The sequence below is a fragment of the Amycolatopsis sp. cmx-4-54 genome (assembly GCF_046548895.1).
In the GTDB taxonomy this organism is placed as follows: Bacteria; Actinomycetota; Actinomycetes; order Mycobacteriales; family Pseudonocardiaceae; genus Amycolatopsis.
Window position 1 is genome coordinate 530,493 of sequence record NZ_JAEBEJ010000002.1, and the last position, 16,914, is coordinate 547,406.

A 16,914-nucleotide genomic window follows, 5' to 3' on the forward strand; every position below is an offset into this window, starting at 1 on the left:
CATGGCCGTCAAGGAACTCCACGAGTCGCCGAGCCTGTCTTCGCTGTACCCCAAGGCGTTGCTCGGGTCACTGCGCAAGAGCGGCGGGACCACGCTGCCGGGCACCGAGTTCGTCCGCGAGGGCGTCGTCGTCGACCCGGCGCACCTCGCCGCGTACAACCAGGTGTGCGGATTCCGGCTGGACGACGTGCTCCCGGCGACGTATCCGCACATCCTCGCGTTCCCGCTGCAGATGGCGCTGATGACCGAGGCCGACTTCCCGTTCCCGCTGCTGGGCATGGTGCACGTCGCGAACCGGATCACCCAGCACCGGCAGCTGCGGCTCGACGAATCGTTCACCCTCCGCGTGCGCGCCGAGGATCTGCGCCCGCACGAGAAGGGCAAGCAGTTCGACGTCGTCAGCGAGCTGCTCGTCGGCGACAGTCCTGTGTGGACGGACGTCAGCACGTACCTGCGCCGCGGTGGCGGCAGCGGCGAGAAGGCTTCGCGCGGGCAGCTCTCCCAGCCGACGGCCAAGGCGATCTGGCACGTGCCTGGCGACATCGGCCGCCGCTACGCCGAGGTCTCCGGCGACCGCAACCCGATCCACCTGCACCCGATCACCGCGAAGGCGTTCGGCTTCCCGGCCGCGATCGCGCACGGCATGTGGACGAAGGCGCACGCGCTCGCGGCGTTCGAGGGCAGGCTGCCGGAGGCGTTCACCGTCGACGTCAAGTTCAAGCAGCCGGTCCTGCTGCCCGCCAAGGCGGCCTTCACCACTTGGAGTGAAGGCGACGGATGGGCCTTCGAGCTGTGGAACGCGCGCAAGCCGAAGCCGCACCTGGAGGGCTCAGTCGTCGCTCTCTGACGGCTTCCAGATCTCGCCCTCGACGAGGTCGTTGAACCCAAGCCACACCAGGTTCATCAACCACGAGGCGAGCACGCCGTCGGAGACATCGGGGTGGTCGAGCGCCCAGTCGGCCAGCGACTCGGCCGCCCCGACCAGCGCGGCGGACAGCCCGGCGCCGGAGAATTCGGCCTGCTCGCCGAGGCCCTTGCGGGTGCCGGCGGAGACGACCAGCGCAGCGACCAGCTCGATCGCGCGGGTGCGCATGTCGGTGATCTCCGCGGCGAAGGCGCCACCGACGGTCATGGCCTGGCGGTGCAGCACCGTCCATGACTCGCGGTAGTCGGCGACGAAGCGGTAGAACGCGCGGAGCCCGTGCCAAAGCTGCATGTCGGGCGGCAGGTCGGGCTTGATCCCGTCCTGAACCGCCTCCAGCAGGCGGGTGGCTTCGCGGCGGATGCACGCGCCGAAGAGGTCTTCCTTCGAGCCGAGATAGGTGTAGATCATCGGCTTGGACACGCCGGCGACCTCGGAGATCTCGTCCATCGACGCGGAGTGATAGCCGTAGCGCGAGAACACCGAGACCGCTGCGTCCAGGATCTGGCGTTCCCGCACCGCTCTCGGCAGCCTTTTGGCGCGTTCGGCGGGACGCGGTACTTCCTCGGACACTCAGGACCTCCCCTTAGTTCGCGTGAGACGCTACCGGGCTGCCACCGGTGAGGGTGATTTCGGCACGCTTGCCCGCCTACCTACTGGCGGGTAGCCTTACGCCTGGGTAGGCGAGCTGGAGGGCAGATGACCGAGACCGTGGGGCTGACCGGCCGCGCGCTGGTCGACGCGCTGGAACGGATCGAGCCGGATTCGGCCGAAGCGCACTCTCTCGACGTCAACGAGGTCGCGGGTGCCATCGACCCGAAGGACCTCGGCAAGGACGACGTCCGGCGGCTGCTGACCGCGCTCGGACGGCTCGCCGAGTCCGCGCCCGCGTTCGACCTCCGCAAGGTCGACCCGGCCCGCTTCGCGAACCTCGTCGCGCGCGCCTCGCGTGCCCAACTCGAGAGCGTCGTCGCCGAACGGCCGCTCCGGGAGCGCGTGCTGCGCGAGATCTTCGACCGCATGGGCGCTCACATCCGGCAGGACCGCGCGAAGAGCCTGCACGCCGTGGTGCACTGGCGGCTGTCCGGCGGCACCGGCGACGGCGGATACGACCGCTACGAGACGGTGATCTCGCACGGCGAGTGCACGGTGGATCGGGACATGAGGGAGAAGCCGAGGGTGACGATCACGATCGCGCCCGTCGACTTCTTCCGGCTCATCACCCACCAGGCGACGCCCGCTGTGCTATTCGTCACCGGAAAGATCAAAGTAAAAGGTGACCTGGCGTTCGCGGCCGGTCTGATCGGTTTCTTCGACCTTCCGAAGCCGTCCTGAACCCGGCCGAGCAGATACACTTCCGTGCCGTGCCCCGAAATTCCCCGAACCGGCGCTGGCGGGACAAGGTGCGCCTTTCCCGTCCGCCGAGGACGCACAAAACGCGCACCGGTGGCGAGCACGTCGTCAACGCCTTCGCGGAGAAACTCGAACTCACCAAACTGACCCCTGAGCAGTTCACCCAAGTCCTGGAAACCCTGCACATGCTGGGTGAAACCGGCGCGGGCATCGAGCTGAGCTCCCTGGAGACCGAGGTACTCGTCGACGTCGTGCAACGCGCGTCGCGGGAGCAGCTCAAGGCCATCTCCGATCACCCGGAACTGCGTTCGGCTTTCCTCGACGAGATTTTCCGCAGAATGTCGGACCATTTCGTTCCCGAACGCGCGCGGCATGTCGACTTCGTCGTCGCGTGGCGTTTCACCGATGGTGACGGAGAAGACGGTTTCGATCGCTTTCAAACGGTCATCGAAGACGGCGTCTGCGTTTCCAGCACCGATCTCGCGCGCACTCCGGACACCACCATCACGCTGTCCGTCGACGACTTCATCCGGATGGCCACCGGCAACGCGGCGGTGGCGGCGATGTTCGTGACCGGCAAGGTGAAGGTCAAGGGCGAGTACGCGCCGGCCGTGCGGTTCAGCGGGTACTTCGACATCCCGAAGCCGAGCGGGACCTAGGCCGTGTCCGTTGAGTCTGTTCGATGGGCCGCCTGGGCGCGAAGACCGCGGACAAGACTTGCAGGACAGCGCCTAGCCACTCGTTTCGTCGAGGGTTCGTTGCCGCGTCCGGCGATAGCGGATATTCGGGTTGCGCAGATTCTTCTCTGTCGCTTCGATCAGTCCTTGACGGAGGAGGACGCCGATCCAGCGGGATACCGTCCGATCGGGAAGACCGGTCTCCGCGACAAGATCGGCGCGACTTGCTTCCCTTTCGTCGAGTGCCGAAAGAATTTCCTCACGGCGATCGGCGCGACGTTGTTCCCGCACCGTGCCGTCCGCGGGCACTGGAACGACATCGTCGGCAAGTGTGTAGTGCGCGTACCGCCTTCCGCCGGTCGGCACGAGCAGTCCGCGGGCGACCAGATCGCCGAGTTCTTCGGTGGCGACACGAGAGTCGAGGTTGTTGGCGTTGCGGTAAGCCTGATTGTTGAGCGTCTCGCCGTGGAACAACATCGCGAGGCCATGACACTGGCTGTCGGTCAACCCATGTTCGCGAAGCGACGCGATCCACTGCACGGCGCCGTCTCCCATCAGCGTGTGATTGGGGAAGGTGGCCGAGAAAGTGGAGATGTCATCGGCGAACCGCGGTGGACTGAGCTTGGCGTCTCTCATGGCCGCCAGCATCGCCGGGATTCCGGAGCCGCGGTTTTCGCAGATGGGGCGGTCCGAACCCGGCAGCGGGGTGTCTTCCAGGATCTTCAGCAAGGTCGCGTTCCGGGCTGAGGAAGTGCCCTCCACCCCGAGGTTCTCTTCGCGAACCGATCCGTAGAGGCCGCCGGGATTGCGGATGACGAGCCGGTCGGGATACATCTCGACCTGCACCTGAGTTCCGTGTGATGGGCCGGAGTAGTCGCGATGGACCAGGGCGTTGACCACGGCTTCGCGCAAAGCCGTTTCGGGGTATTCCCAAGTCTCGGCTCGTCCCGCGCCGCGAATCGTCGATCGGCGCTTCATGTTGCGACGGAGGGCGACAAGAGCTTCGTCGACGATCGCCGGAATCGGCCCTTCGGCCGCGACATTGTCGATGAACCTCGTACCGCTTCGGGGGTCTGGTCCCGACTGGGTCGGGTAGTGGACGAAGGTCAGCATGAGCTGAGGGAAGAACTCCTGCGGATACTCGCCCAACGACAGGAGCCCGGCCAACGACAACTCGTCTCCGACGAGAATTTTCGCGCGGCGCAGTGCCGAGGCGTCGTCGAGGTTCGCGAAGGCCCGGCCGCGGTGACGACGGAGGCGACTCAGGAAGGTCCCGGTCAGTGTTCCGTCGAGGTTCGCGACCGTGGTGCCGGGGACGGGCTGCTCGTCGTCTCGCGGTTGCCCACGGTTCGCCACCATCAACTGGACCTCGTAGGGACTCAGTTTCCGGTCACCGTCGGCGACTCTGATGAAGCTTCCCTGCGTCATGCCGGTGCCGCGGTTGTACGCGGGCTTACTGCCGGGGGGAAGTTCGGGGATCTCGGCCACTACCAGGTCAGCGCCTTCGAACCGGTGCGTCCCGATCAGCGGTCGGAGGGGTGGTTCCAGGTTCTCGGAACACATCGAGGCCAGATCGGCTTCCAGCTTCGCCGGATCCCGAACACCGGTCGCTTCGAACCGGCGGGTTTCGTCGAGGCCGAGGATCAGCACGCCCCCGTTGGTATTGGCGAAGGCCGAAAGCGTCTCGCGGACACTCTTGGGAAGTTTCGTCTCGGCGCGCTTGGCCTCCACGAACGCATGATCACCACCGAGCGCACGCAGATTTGCGATGATCTCGGTGAGTTCTTCGTTGAGCACGCCGCCGTCCTAGCTTCGCCACTAGCTTCGCCACTAGCAGTGTAGTGGCGAAGCTAGTGGCGAAGTCGAGTGGAGGCTGAAAGGCGCTCTTCAGCCCTCGATGATGCGACCTTCGATGACCTGCGGCTGCTTCTTGGCGGCCTCGGCGGGCGGCGTGTCCACGACGACCTCGCTGTCCACGACCATCACCGGCCCGCGTGTGCGGTTGGCGAACTTGACCGCCCGGCGCGCCATCCGCTTCTGCCAGACCTTCCGCGCGACACTCCGTGTCGGCGGCAGGATGAACAGCAGGCCGATGACGTCGCTGACGAAACCGGGCAGCAGGATCAGCAGGCCGCCGAGCCCGATCAGCATCCCGTCGGTGAGTTCCTTCTCCGCGTCGGCCGGACGGCCGAGCCGCGCGGACTCGGCGAACGCCCGGAAGGCGCGGCCGCCCTCGCGGCGCGCGAGCCACGAGCCGACGAACGCGCCGGCGAAGAGCAGCGCGATCGTGCCGAGGACGCCAACGGCCGAGCCCACCGCCCACACGGCGGCGATCTCGGCGACGACATAGAGCAGGAACGCGACAGCCATACTTGGACAACGTACGGCTTGCCCGTTTTGCTCCCAACCCCCGATACGGTGACCTGAGTCAACCGATCCGGCGCATCGTCAGGCCTCGTCGAGATACGCGGCGGCCTGCAACGTGAACAGCTCGGCATAGCCCGCCTTCGCCGCCATCAGCTCGTCGTGCGTCCCGTACTCGGCGACCTTTCCGTGCTCCAGCAACAGGATCCGCTCCGCCTGCCGGACGGTGGAGAACCGGTGCGAGATGTACAGCGTCGTGCGCCCCTCCGAAAGCTCCCGCAGCCGCGAGAAGAGGTCGTGCTCGGCCTGGGCGTCCAGCGCGGACGTCGGTTCGTCGAGGATCAGGATCGGCGCTTCCCGCAGGAACGCCCTGGCCAGCGCGATCTTCTGCCATTCGCCACCGGACAGGCTGACGCCCTGGTCGAACCAGCGGCCGAGCGGGGTGTCGTAGCCGCTGGGCAGGCGCTCGATCCGCTCGTCGGCGCCGGCCCGTTTCGCCGACGTCTCGATCCGTTCGCGGTCGACGAGGTGTGTCAGGTCGCCGAGCCCGATGTTCTCGGACGCGGTGCCCTGATACGTCACGTAGTCCTGGAACATGGCGCTGATCCGCCGCCGCAGTTCCACCGGGTCGTACTCGCGGATGTCGACGTCGTCGAGCAGGATCCGCCCGCCCGTCGGGTCGTACAGCCGGCACAGCAGCTTGAACAGCGTCGACTTCCCGGCGCCGTTGCGGCCGACGACGGCGACCGTCTCGCCCGGCCGGATCTCGAAGCTCACACCGTCGAGAGCGGGGTCGGCCGCCCCGGGATAGGTGAAGGATACTTCCTCGAACCGGATGTGTCCCTCCACAGTGGACGGAAGCGGGCGTGGCTCCGGCGGTGCGGCGATCTCGGGTTTCGTCCCGAGGAAGCGATACAGCGTGTCGAGGTAGAGATTGTTCTCGTACATCCCGGAAAACGCGGTGAACAACCCTTGGACGGACGTCTGCACCGACGCCGCGGCGGCCGTGTACAGCGCGAGATCGCCGAGGGTGAGTCTGCCGCCGACGGCCTCCAGTGCGATGTACAGCGCGATCGCGGACCCGGCGGCGGTGCTGAGCATCCCCCACGACGTCGAGCTGACGCTGCGCTTGCGGGTCAGTGTGCGCTGCCGGTCGTAGAAGACCTGGCCGAGCCGCTGGAACCGGTCGACGAAGTACGGGCCGAGCCCGAACAGCTTGGTCTCCTTGGCGTACGTGTCCGTGGTGACCAAAGAGGACAGATAGTCCATTCGCCGTTTCAGCGGGGACATCATCAATGTCAGCCAGAACGCGCGGGCGCCGTACTTCGACTGGGAGATGAACGCGGGGATCGGCGCCACGAGCGCGACGAGCGCCAGCAGCGGGCTGATCGAGACGAGCAGCGCGATCATGCTGCCGAAGGTGATCAACGTCCGGATCAAGCCCAGCGCCGAGTTCATCATCGACAGCGGCCGCGTCGGCGCCTCCTGCGCGGCCTGGCGCAGCATGTCGTAGGACGCGGAACCCTCGAAGTACGAAAGGTGCAGTTCGCTCGCGTGGTCCATCACCTGGTGGCGGATGGTCAGCGTCATCCGTTCCTGCAGCAGTGACTGGCCGTAGGTGGTCAGCGCCTGCGAAATCGCGGTGAGCACGAGGATGCCGAACTGGAAGAGGGCGACACCGACGATCGCGCTCTTCGTCCCGTGCCCCTGGATCGCCGCGACCACGGAATCGATCAGCAGCTTCGCGATGTACGCGGTCGCCGTCGGGAGGAGACCGGAAAGCAGGGTCACCAGGGTGATCACGATGGTCAGCACCGGGCTTGCCTGCCACGTCAGCTTCGCGACCTTCGGCAGGCCGCGGACCGTGCCCGCGATGTTGACCCACATGCGGTTGAGCCGGGACTTCAGATCTTTCGGGAGTGCCTCGGGCTCGGGCTCCGGGATGTCGACCGGGCCGGTCAGCCCGCTGTCGGGCACCGTCGACGGCGGACGGCGTCGCCTGCCGCCGCGCGCCATGAACAGTTCGAGTCCTCCACCGGGCGGGCCGATCACGCGGCCGCCAAGGCGCCGTTGAGGAACACGTCGACGAGCTCCATCGTGGTGGGTTCGTCACCGGTTTCGCTGAACCGGATCCGGCCGCTGAACAGCAACGACAGGAAAAGCGCCGCGGACTGCGTCGGCGGCAGGCGGAGCCGGTCCTTCTCCGGTTCGAACAGCTCGGCCATGGCGTCGCGCATGGCGCTCATCGACTCCTTTCGCCGGTCCCTGCGGTCGCCGTGGTGATGCTCCGGTCGCTTGCCGGAGCCGTGCATGACCGCCATGAGCGCGCCCATGCGCTGGAGGTGCGCGCTGAGCGCGTCGGCCGCCTCGATGAGCCTGTCATCGAGGGGCTGGTCGAGGTCGATGACCGCGATCGCGTCGAGTACCTGGTCGGGTTTCAGCGCCTCGGCGAAGCAGGTGGCGAACAGCTCGTCCTTGTCCTTGAACACGCGGAAGACCGTGCCCTCGCCGATGCCCGCGGCGCGCGCGATCTGGCTCGACGTGACACCGGCGCCGTGCTCCACCAGCAAGGGCAGCACGGACTGGACGATCATCCGGCGCCGCTCTTCGGCACTCATCCCCGGCGCTCTCCGCCGGGAGGTGGTTTCTGTCATGACTCCATTCTGCGGAGTGAGCGCTCACTCCGTCAAGCGATTAAGGCCGAAGCGCGTGAAGGCCCCCTTCCCTCGGCTCAGCCGAGGGAAGGGGGCCTTCACGCGCGAAACGTCAGTAGGTGATCGCGACCGCGGGGTCGGCCAGCAGGGCGCCGACGTCGGCCAGGAACTCCGAACCCTGCTGCCCGTCGACCACGCGGTGGTCGAAGCTCAGCGAAAGCTGGAGCACCTTGCGCACCTTGATCTCGCCGTCGACCACCCACGGGGTGTCCTTGATCGCGCCGAGGCACAGGATCGCGGACTCGCCGGGGTTGATGATCGGCGTCCCGGTGTCGACGCCGAAGACGCCGACGTTGGTGATGGTGATCGTGCCGCCGAGCATGGCCGCCGGGGTGGTCTTGCCCTCGCGGGCGACGTCGGTCAGCTCGGTGAGCGCGATCGCGAGTTCCTTCAGGGACATCGAATCCGCGTCGCGGACCTTGGGCACGACGAGCCCGCGCGGGGTGGCCGCGGCGATCCCGAGGTGCACGTAGTCCTTGTAGACGATCTCCTGCGCCGCCTCGTCCCACACCGCGTTGACGTCCGGAGTGCGCTTGGCCGCCAGGCAGACGGCCTTCGCCGCGAAGGTCAGCGGGGTGACCTTGACCCCGGCGAACTCGCGCGACTTCTTGAGCTTCTCCCGGAATTCCATCATCGGCGTGACATCGATGGTGAGGAATTCCGTGACGTGCGGGGCGGTGTAGGCGCTCTGCACCATCGCGGCGGCGGTGGCCTTGCGGACGCCCTTGATCGGCACCCGGCGTTCCCGCGTCGCGGGATCGTAGCCACTGTCCACACTGGACACAGCCGACACAGTGGCGGCCGGAGCGGCGGAACCGTTGGCGGCCGCCCGCACATCGTCACGGGTGATGACGCCGCCGTCGGCGGAGCCGGTGAGCGCGTGCAGGTCAACGCCGAGTTCCTTGGCGAGTTTGCGCACCGGCGGCTTCGCCAGGGGCACGTACCCGCCCTTCGGCTTAGAAGACACAGCAGCCACAGCAGCCACAACGGGCTCGGGCGCCACAGCCACCGGCGCGGCGGCCGGAGCCGCGCCCTTGCGCGCACGCCGCTGCGTGACGACGGCCTTGGAGCCGTAGCCGACCAGCGGCTTCATCTCCTCTTCCGCCGGCTCCTCCGCCACGGGCGCGGCGGTGGGTGCGGGGGCCGCCTTGCCGTCCGGGTCGACGTCGATGGTGAGGATCGGTGCGCCGACCTCCACCGTCTGGCCCGGTTCGACGAGCAGTTCGGTGACCACGCCCGCCCACGGGATGGGCAGTTCTACGGCGGCCTTCGCGGTCTCGACCTCGACGACGATCTGGTTGACCGTGACCTTGTCACCCGGCTTGACCTGCCAGGCGATGATGTCGGCCTCGGTCAGCCCCTCGGCCGTGTCGGCGAGGGGGAATTGTTTGTACTCGGGCATTTCAGGAACTTCCCCCTTACCAGGCGAGCGAACGGTCGACGGTGTGCAGCACCCGGTCCAGGTCGGGGAGGTAGTGCTCCTCGAGTTTGGCGGGCGGGTACGGCGTGTCGAATCCGGTCACCCGCAGCACGGGGGCTTCCAGCGAGTAGAAGCATTCCTGCTGCACGCGCGCGGCGATCTCCGAGGTCAGCGACGATTCCGACGGCGCCTCGCTCAGCGCGATGAGCCGCCCGGTCTTGCGCACCGACTCGAACACGGGCTCCAGGTCGAGCGGGGACAGCGTCCGCAGGTCGATGACCTCGAGCGATTTGCCCTCGTCCTCGGCGGCGGCCGCCGCGTCGAGTGCGACCTTCACCGACGGGCCGTACGCGACGACGGTGGCCGTGGTGCCCTCGCGGACGACGCGGGACTTGAACAGCTCGTCCGGCGTGGCATCGGTGTCGATCTCGGCCTTCAACGCGCCCGAGTGGTACAGCTTCTTCGGTTCGAAGAACAGGATCGGGTCGTCGGACTTGATCGCCTGCTGGATGCCCCAGTAGGCGTCGACGGCGTTCGAAACCGACACGACCTTGAGCCCGGGGATGTGCGCGAACAGCGATTCCGGCGACTCCGAGTGGTGCTCGACCGCGCCGATGCCGCCACCGAACGGCACCCGGATCACGATGGGCATCTTGATCTTGCCCTGGGTCCGGTAGTGCAGCTTCGCGACCTGGCTGGAGATCTGGTCGAAGCCGGGGAAGATGAAGCCCTCGAACTGGATCTCGCACACCGGACGGAAACCGCGGACGGCGAGGCCGACCGCGGTGCCGATGATGCCCGACTCGGCCAGCGGCGTGTCCAGGACGCGCTGCTCACCGAAGTCCTTCTGCAGGCCGTCGGTGATGCGGAAGACGCCGCCGAGCTTGCCGACGTCTTCACCCATGATCAGGACCTTCGGGTCCTCTTCCATGGCGCGCCGGAGGCCGAGGTTGATCGCCTTGCCGATGGTGAGTTTCTGGAGGTCGCTCATTTCAGTGTCCCTCCGCCCCGACGAAACCGTCCAAGTAGGACAGGAACTCTTCGCGCTGCGCGTCCAGCAGCGGCGTGGATTCCGCGTACACGTTGGAGAAGATCCGCTCGGGTGGCGGTTCGGGCATGTTGAAGCAGTACTCGCGCAGCTCCGCCGCGAACGCGTCCGAATCGGCCTGCACCTGGTCGAAGAACGCCTGGTCGGCGCCGCCACCGCGGGCGAGGTACGCCCGGACGCGCTCGATCGGGTCCTTCAGCTTCCACTCCTCCAGCTCGTCGGAGAGCCGGTAGCGGGTGGGGTCGTCGGTGGTGGTGTGCGCGTCCATCCGATAGGTGAACGCCTCGATCAGCACGGGGCCGTTGCCGTGGCGGCACTCCTCCAGCGCCCAGCGGGAGACCGCGAGGCAGGCGAGGACGTCGTTGCCGTCCACACGGATGCCGGGGAAGCCGTAGCCGCGGGCGCGCTGGTACAGCGGCAGGCGCGACTGGCGTTCGGTGGGCTCCGAGATCGCCCACTGGTTGTTCTGGCAGAAGAACACGAGCGGCGCGTCGTAGACGGCGGCCCAGACGAAGCCTTCGTGGACGTCGCCCTGCGAAGTCGCTCCGTCACCGAAGTAACAGATGGTCGCTTCGCTGTCGTCGTCGCCGACCTTGCCTTCGAACTTCTGGCCCATCGCGTAACCGGCGGCGTTGAGCACCTGGTTGCCGATCACGATGGTGTACGGGTGGAAGCCGTGGGCCTTGTAGTCCCAGCCGCTGTGGTCGGTGCAACGGAAGATCCCGAGCACCTCTTTGAGGTCGACGCCGCGGGCGTACGCGACACCGTGCTCGCGGTAGCTGGGGAACGCCATGTCCCCCTTCCGCAGCGCGCGGCCGGAGCCGATCTGCGCGGCCTCCTGCCCGAGCAGCGGGACCCAGATGCCGAGCTGGCCCTGGCGTTGCATCGCGTTGGCCTCGCGGTCCGCGCGGCGGACCAGGACCATGTCGCGGTACAGGCCCTTGAGGGCTTCGGTGTCGATGTCGTCGACGTAGCGGTCGAATTGCGGCGAGGCGACTCGTTCGCCTTCGGGGGTGAGCAGCTGAGTCAGCTCAGCGCCACCTTCGCTCGTTGCTCGCAAACCGGCGATCACCTGTTCGGGGGAAGGCTGCGCCGCTACGGCGGCGGGACCATCTCCAGGCTCCGGGTGCGTCCAGTGTTCGGACGGCATGCGCTGCTCTCCTTGATGTCGGCGCCTCTGGCGGCCACTTGTGGCGGCCACAGTGACTGCGCCGGCGGGGACCAGCGCGTCGGATCTGAAGCGCTGGGTCACCGTCGGCGTTGACGGTTCGTGCGCACATCCTGGCATGCCGGACGCCGTTTTGGTCAGTGGCGGATGCTGATTTGTTGCTGAGAAAGGGTGCCTGATCAGGGAAAATGCTAGGAAGCCCGAGTGTGGGGCCGCCGAAAGTAGGGGATTCACCCGCGGGCCGACCAGGGGGTGGCGGACCCGGACGGGTGTCATGGGTGGCTTGATCGATGACGATCCGTGCCCGCCGCTGTGATCCATCACACGCCCGCGGAGCCGTGGCAGGATGGCGGACGTGGAGCAGAAATCCGTACGCGAAACCGTGGTTTCGAACTGGACGAACGACGTCCTTCCCAGCCTGTCCGGCCTGGTGGCGATCCCCGCCTTGTCGCCGGCGTTCGACTCCGAGTGGGCGAAGACCGGCCATCTGGCCGCCGCCGTCGAGCATGTCCGGTCCTGGATCGCCGCACGGGAGATCCCCGGCGCGACGCTCGAGGTCGTGGAGCTCGAAGGCCGCAGCCCGCTGCTGGTCGTCGACATCCCGGCGACTTCCGAGGCGGCCGAAAAGGGCACCGTGCTCATGTACGGGCACCTCGACAAGCAGCCCCCGGTCGGCGGCTGGTCCGAGGGGCTCGACCCGTGGACGCCGGTGATCCGCGATGGGCGCCTGTACGGCCGCGGTGCGGTCGACGACGGCTACTCCGGCTACGCGGCGACGACGGCGATTGAGGCCGTGCGCGCCGCCGGCGGCGCGCACTCCCGCGCGGTCGTGCTGCTGGAGACGGGTGAGGAGTCCGGCAGCCCGGACCTGCCCGCCTACGTCGAGCACCTGAAGGAGAAGCTCGGCGAGGTCTCGCTGGTCGTCTGCCTCGACGCCGGCGGCACCGACTACAAGCGCCTGTGGCTGACCACCAGCCTGCGCGGCATGCTGCACGTCAACGTCACCGTGAAGGTGCTCGAGTCCGCGCAGCACTCCGGCATGGCCAGCGGCATCGTGGCGAGCTCGTTCCGCGTCCTGCGTGCCCTGCTCGACCGGATCGAGAACGTCGAGACCGGTGAGATCAAGCTCGCCGAGTTGAGCGTCGACATCCCGGAAAACCGCGTCGACGAGGCGCGCGGCGTCGTCGAGATCGCACCCGGCGCGGCGAAGACGCTCTTCCCGGTGGTCGGCCGGACGGTCTCCGACGACGATCTGGAACTGCTGCTCAACAACTCGTGGCGGCCGACGCTTTCGGTGATCGGCGCGGAGGGCTTCCCGCTCCCGGCCGACGCGGGCAACGTGCTGCGCGACAGCACCACGCTCACGCTCAGTTTCCGCCTCCCGCCGACGGCCGACGCGAAGGCCGCGATGGAGGCGGTCCGCCGTGTCCTCACCACCGACGTGCCGTACGACGCTTCGGTCGAGCTCGGCGATTTCCAGGCCGAGAACGGCTGGAACGCGCCGGACACCGCGCCGTGGCTCGACGAGGCCCTGCACCACGTGAGCGGCGAGGTCTTCGGCGCGCCGCACAAGAGCTACGGCATGGGCGGGTCGATCCCGTTCATGGGGCTGCTCGGCGAAAAGTACCCGGAGGCGCAGTTCGTGGTCACCGGCGCCTGCGGGCCGGACTCGAACATCCACGTGCCGGACGAGTGGCTGAACATCGATTTCGCGCAGCGGGTCACCGAGGCGGTCGCGCACATCCTGGACGCGCACGCCCGAAGCTGATTTCCCCGCTCACGCTGCAATGAAGGACTCCTTCATCGCAAAATTTGCAATGAAGGAGTCCTTCATCTCAGGCGCGGGGGGATCATGTTCGAAGGTTTCGAGCTCGAGAACGTCGACACGGGCGAGGTGTCCCTCAGGGTCCGCCACGGCGGATCGGGGCCGCCCCTCGTGCTTTTGCACGGACATCCCCGCACCCACACCACCTGGTACGACGTCGCGCCCCGGCTCGCGGACGCGTTCACCGTCGTCTGCCCGGACCTCCCCGGCTACGGCCAATCCTCGAAACCCGAGACCGCCGAAGACCACTCGGCGCACTCGAAACGCGCCATGGCCAGGCATATTGTCGCGCTCATGCGGCATCTCGGCCACGAACGGTTCGCCGTCGCCGGGCACGACCGCGGCAGCTACGTGGCGCATCGGCTGGCCATGGACCATCCGGAAGCGGTCACCAAGCTGGTCATCCTCGATGGCGTGCCGATCGGTGAGGCGCTCGCCCGCGCCGACGCGAACTTCGCCCGGAAATGGTGGCACTGGTTCTTCTTCGGCCAGCTCGCCAAACCCGCCGAGCGCGTGATCAACGCCGACCCGGACGCCTGGTACGGCGGCGATCCCGAGGCGATGGGCGCGGAGAACCACGCCGACTTCCTGCGCGCGATCCACGATCCCGAGACCGTCCACGCGATGCTCGAGGACTACCGCGCCGGGCTCGGGCCCGACCGCGAGGCCGACGACGCAGACAAAGCGGCCGGGCGGAAAGTCGGCTGCCCGATGCTCATGCTGTGGTCCAGCCGCGACGACATGGCCGAGCTGTACGGCGACCCGATCGCGGTATGGCGCGAATGGGCCGACGACGTGCGCGGCTTCGCCATCGAGTCCGGGCACCACATGGCCGAGGACAACCCGGCCGATCTCGCCGCCGCGCTACGGGAGTTCCTGGGCTGACCCACGCCTCACCGCCGCCTCGGGCTCCTAGGCGAACTTGTTCAGCGCCGCGGCGAGTTCCGTCAGCTGCGGCGTGAAACGCTGATACGAGAACGGCGTCTCGTTGTTCCACGGGATCAGCTTCCCGGCCTTCACCGCGGGCAGCTGAGCCCAGGTCGGCACGCCGCCGAGCCCGTCCGGGCCGAGCGAGAGCGAACCGCCGCGGTTGTCGTACATGATCACGTCGGCGGTGTACTTGCCGATGTTCTCCCAGCTGATCTGCTGGTAGTAACCGCCCGGCGAACATCGCCGCCCGTTCCTCCACAAAGGACAGGAAGGCGTGCGGACCGGCGCGGCGCGCGTACCGCTGCCTGTCCGGCACCGCGTTCCAGGTCGCGTTCAGGCATTCCCACAGCTCGGTCGAAACGACCTCGCGGGCGCCGCGGGTGTTCTCGCGGGCGGAGTTGATCGAACCGACGATCGACGCGGGATTGTCCTTGGCGTAGGCGACCAGCTCGGTCAGTTTCCACACGTCGAGCGAGTCCATGCCCTCCGGCGAGATGCCGAGGACGGCGAGCAGCTGGCGGCTCGCGTGGTCCGGGTCGACGCTCGCGTCTTCGAGCAGCTGGTGCACGGAGACGTTGAGGATCCGGGAGGTGTCGTCGGCGCGTTCGACGTAGCGGCCGATCCAGTACAGCGATTCCGCGTTACGGGCTAGCACGTCAACCTCCCTTTAGGCCTGTTGCTGCTGCTGTTGCTGGGTGGTGGTCAGTTCGGGCCCTGCTCGGCGATCAGACCGTCCATTTGGGACAGTTCGCCGAGCGCGGGCCGTTCCAGTTCCCGCTCCGCCGTCGAAGATCGCGGCGCCAGAACCCAGGTGTCCTTGGAGCCGCCGCCCTGCGACGAGTTGACCACCAGGCTGCCCTACGGGAGCGCGACCCTGGTCAGTCCGCCCGGCAGGACGAAGATCTCCTTGCCGTCGTTGACCGCGAACGGGCGGAGGTCGACGTGCCGCGGTGCCAGCCATTCGTCCACTTTGGACGGAACGGTGGACAGCTGGACCACCGGCTGCGCGATCCAGCCGCGTTTGTTCGCCCGGACCTTGCGTTTGAGCGCGCTCAGCTCGGCCTGCGTCGCGTCCGGGCCGAACACGATGCCGTAGCCGCCCGAACCTTCGACCGGTTTGATCACCAGCTCGTCCATATGCTGCATGACCTGGTCGAACTCGTCCGGCAGCCAGCATCGGAAGGTGTCGACGTTGGGCAGCAGCGGCTTCTCGTTGAGGTAGTACTTCACCATCTCGGGCACGTAGGTGTTGACGAGCTTGTCGTCGCCGACACCGTTGCCGACCGCGTTCGCGACCACCACGTTGCCCGCGCGCGCCGCGTTCAGGATCCCGGCCACGCCGAGCACGGAATCCGGCCGGTAGTGCACCGGATCGAGGAACTCGTCGTCGATCCGCCGGTAGATGACGTCGACCTGCTGCTCGCCCTCGGTGGTGCGCAGGTAGACGACGTTGTCACGGCAGAACATGTCGCGGCCTTCGACCAGTTCGACACCCATCAGCCGGGCCAGCAGCGAATGCTCGAAGTACGCGGAGTTGTGCACGCCGGGCGTGAGCACGACGACCATCGGGTCGGCGACGTTCGCGGCCGCCGCTCGCAGCGCGCGCAGCAGATGCGAGGCGTAATCCCCGACCGGACGAACCCGGTGCTGGGCGAACAGGTCCGGGAACACGCGCGCCATCGTGCGGCGGTTCTCCATCACGTACGAAACACCTGAGGGGTTGCGGAGATTGTCCTCCAGCACCCGGAAGTTGCCCTCCTCGTCCCGGACCAGGTCCACACCGGACACGTGGATGCGGACGCCGTTGGGCGGGTTGATCCCGAACGCCTCGCGCTGAAAATGCTCACACGAGGTGATCAGCCGTCGCGGGAGAACGCCATCGCGCAGGATCTGCCGATCGCCGTACACATCGGCGAGGAAGGCTTCGAGCGCACAAACCCGTTGCGCCACAACACGTTCGAGTTCGCGCCATTCGGCCGAAGTGATCACGCGCGGCACCAGGTCGAGCGGGAACGGGCGCTCCTGGCCGGAGAGCGAGAACGTGATGCCCTGATCCACCATGGCCCGGTCGAGCGCCGCCGACCGGGACGAGAGGTCGGCCGACGTCAGCGCGGAGATCGATTCGTACAGCGCCCGGTATGGCCGGCGGACCGTGCCGTCGGCGGTGAACATCTCGTCGTACGCACCCGCGTGCGGCCGGGACGGCGACAGGTAGCCGTCGAACTGCGCCCGGGTTTCGCCGCGCGTCGTGCCGACGTCGTCGTCCGCGGGCGGCGACCCGCAGGTGGGAGCCGCGGCGCCGGGTTGTTTTTCATGGGGTCATCGTGACCCATGGACCCCGTCCGGCGCGAGGTACCGGGGTTGGCTTGTTGGACTGCTTAACCTGATGCTAGCCTCCCCAGGCGTATTCAAACCTGACTGGGGAAGGTTGGATTCTGTTTGGCGTTTCGCCATGTGATAATTCGCGCGTTATCTGCTGGATAAGCAGACTCT

The 16,914-nt window shown here is 67.5% G+C and carries 14 protein-coding genes and 3 pseudogenes; 5 read left to right on the top strand and 12 right to left on the bottom strand.

Annotation, left to right across the window (positions count from 1 at the left end):
- The first annotated feature begins 1 nt into the window (after position 1).
- Entirely contained in the window at positions 2–847 is an 846-nt protein-coding gene (locus ACLJQ7_RS07720; protein ID WP_410647866.1) for a MaoC family dehydratase, read from the top strand.
- Here ACLJQ7_RS07720 and ACLJQ7_RS07725 read toward each other — a convergent pair.
- Positions 830–1,495: a TetR/AcrR family transcriptional regulator gene (locus ACLJQ7_RS07725; protein ID WP_007032385.1), complete on the bottom strand. Its 666-nt coding sequence runs from the start codon at positions 1,493–1,495 to the stop codon at positions 830–832. The genes ACLJQ7_RS07720 and ACLJQ7_RS07725 overlap by 18 nt on opposite strands.
- 126 nt (positions 1,496–1,621) lie before the next feature.
- Between ACLJQ7_RS07725 and ACLJQ7_RS07730 the strand changes: the two genes are divergently transcribed.
- The gene (locus ACLJQ7_RS07730) at positions 1,622–2,257 is read left to right on the top strand and encodes an SCP2 sterol-binding domain-containing protein (RefSeq protein ID WP_410647435.1); all 636 of its coding nucleotides are present in this window, start codon (positions 1,622–1,624) and stop codon (positions 2,255–2,257) included.
- A gap of 68 nt (positions 2,258–2,325) precedes the next feature.
- Positions 2,326–2,934: an SCP2 sterol-binding domain-containing protein gene (locus ACLJQ7_RS07735; RefSeq protein WP_410647867.1), complete on the top strand. Its 609-nt coding sequence runs from the start codon at positions 2,326–2,328 to the stop codon at positions 2,932–2,934.
- A gap of 72 nt (positions 2,935–3,006) precedes the next feature.
- On the opposite strand, the gene ACLJQ7_RS07740 is transcribed toward ACLJQ7_RS07735, so the two are convergent.
- The 8 genes and pseudogenes from ACLJQ7_RS07740 to pdhA all read right to left on the bottom strand — a co-directional run bounded on the left by ACLJQ7_RS07740 (position 3,007) and on the right by pdhA (position 11,648).
- Positions 3,007–4,065 carry an ATP-binding protein gene (locus ACLJQ7_RS07740; RefSeq protein ID WP_410647868.1) on the bottom strand — a complete coding sequence of 353 codons (1,059 nt, stop codon included), beginning with the start codon at positions 4,063–4,065 and terminating at the stop codon, positions 3,007–3,009.
- A gap of 327 nt (positions 4,066–4,392) precedes the next feature.
- A pseudogene (locus tag ACLJQ7_RS07745) lies at positions 4,393–4,749 on the bottom strand (helix-turn-helix domain-containing protein); the annotation flags it as partial.
- Between the two features lie 90 nt (positions 4,750–4,839).
- On the bottom strand, positions 4,840–5,322 hold the full coding sequence (locus tag ACLJQ7_RS07750) for an FxsA family protein (protein ID WP_410647436.1): 483 nt from the start codon (positions 5,320–5,322) through the stop codon (positions 4,840–4,842).
- 78 nt (positions 5,323–5,400) lie between these two features.
- Positions 5,401–7,332: an ABC transporter ATP-binding protein gene (locus tag ACLJQ7_RS07755; protein WP_410647869.1), complete on the bottom strand. Its 1,932-nt coding sequence runs from the start codon at positions 7,330–7,332 to the stop codon at positions 5,401–5,403.
- 32 nt (positions 7,333–7,364) lie between these two features.
- Positions 7,365–7,934 (bottom strand): TetR/AcrR family transcriptional regulator, encoded by a 570-nt coding sequence (locus ACLJQ7_RS07760; protein ID WP_410647870.1) that lies wholly within the window; start codon positions 7,932–7,934, stop codon positions 7,365–7,367.
- A 148-nt stretch (positions 7,935–8,082) separates the two neighbouring features.
- Positions 8,083–9,432, bottom strand: a complete 1,350-nt coding sequence (locus tag ACLJQ7_RS07765; protein ID WP_410647437.1) for a dihydrolipoamide acetyltransferase family protein — start codon at positions 9,430–9,432, stop codon at positions 8,083–8,085.
- A 16-nt stretch (positions 9,433–9,448) separates the two neighbouring features.
- Positions 9,449–10,441 (bottom strand): alpha-ketoacid dehydrogenase subunit beta, encoded by a 993-nt coding sequence (locus ACLJQ7_RS07770; protein ID WP_410647438.1) that lies wholly within the window; start codon positions 10,439–10,441, stop codon positions 9,449–9,451.
- A gap of 1 nt (position 10,442) precedes the next feature.
- Entirely contained in the window at positions 10,443–11,648 is a 1,206-nt protein-coding gene (gene pdhA / locus ACLJQ7_RS07775; RefSeq protein WP_410647439.1) for a pyruvate dehydrogenase (acetyl-transferring) E1 component subunit alpha, read from the bottom strand.
- A 373-nt stretch (positions 11,649–12,021) separates the two neighbouring features.
- Between pdhA and ACLJQ7_RS07780 the strand changes: the two genes are divergently transcribed.
- Both ACLJQ7_RS07780 and ACLJQ7_RS07785 read left to right on the top strand, forming a co-directional pair.
- Positions 12,022–13,434: a M20/M25/M40 family metallo-hydrolase gene (locus ACLJQ7_RS07780; protein WP_410647440.1), complete on the top strand. Its 1,413-nt coding sequence runs from the start codon at positions 12,022–12,024 to the stop codon at positions 13,432–13,434.
- 84 nt (positions 13,435–13,518) lie between these two features.
- The gene (locus ACLJQ7_RS07785) at positions 13,519–14,376 is read left to right on the top strand and encodes an alpha/beta fold hydrolase (RefSeq protein WP_410647441.1); all 858 of its coding nucleotides are present in this window, start codon (positions 13,519–13,521) and stop codon (positions 14,374–14,376) included.
- A gap of 27 nt (positions 14,377–14,403) precedes the next feature.
- On the opposite strand, the gene ACLJQ7_RS07790 is transcribed toward ACLJQ7_RS07785, so the two are convergent.
- From ACLJQ7_RS07790 to ACLJQ7_RS07800, 3 genes and pseudogenes are all read right to left on the bottom strand, one after another.
- Complete coding sequence (locus ACLJQ7_RS07790; RefSeq protein ID WP_410647871.1) at positions 14,404–14,592, bottom strand: hypothetical protein; 189 nt, start codon at positions 14,590–14,592, stop codon at positions 14,404–14,406.
- Positions 14,593–14,650: 58 nt separating this feature from the next.
- Positions 14,651–15,076: pseudogene (locus tag ACLJQ7_RS07795) on the bottom strand (alpha-E domain-containing protein); the annotation flags it as partial.
- 12 nt (positions 15,077–15,088) lie between these two features.
- Positions 15,089–16,736: pseudogene (locus ACLJQ7_RS07800) on the bottom strand (circularly permuted type 2 ATP-grasp protein).
- Positions 16,737–16,914: the final 178 nt, after the last annotated feature.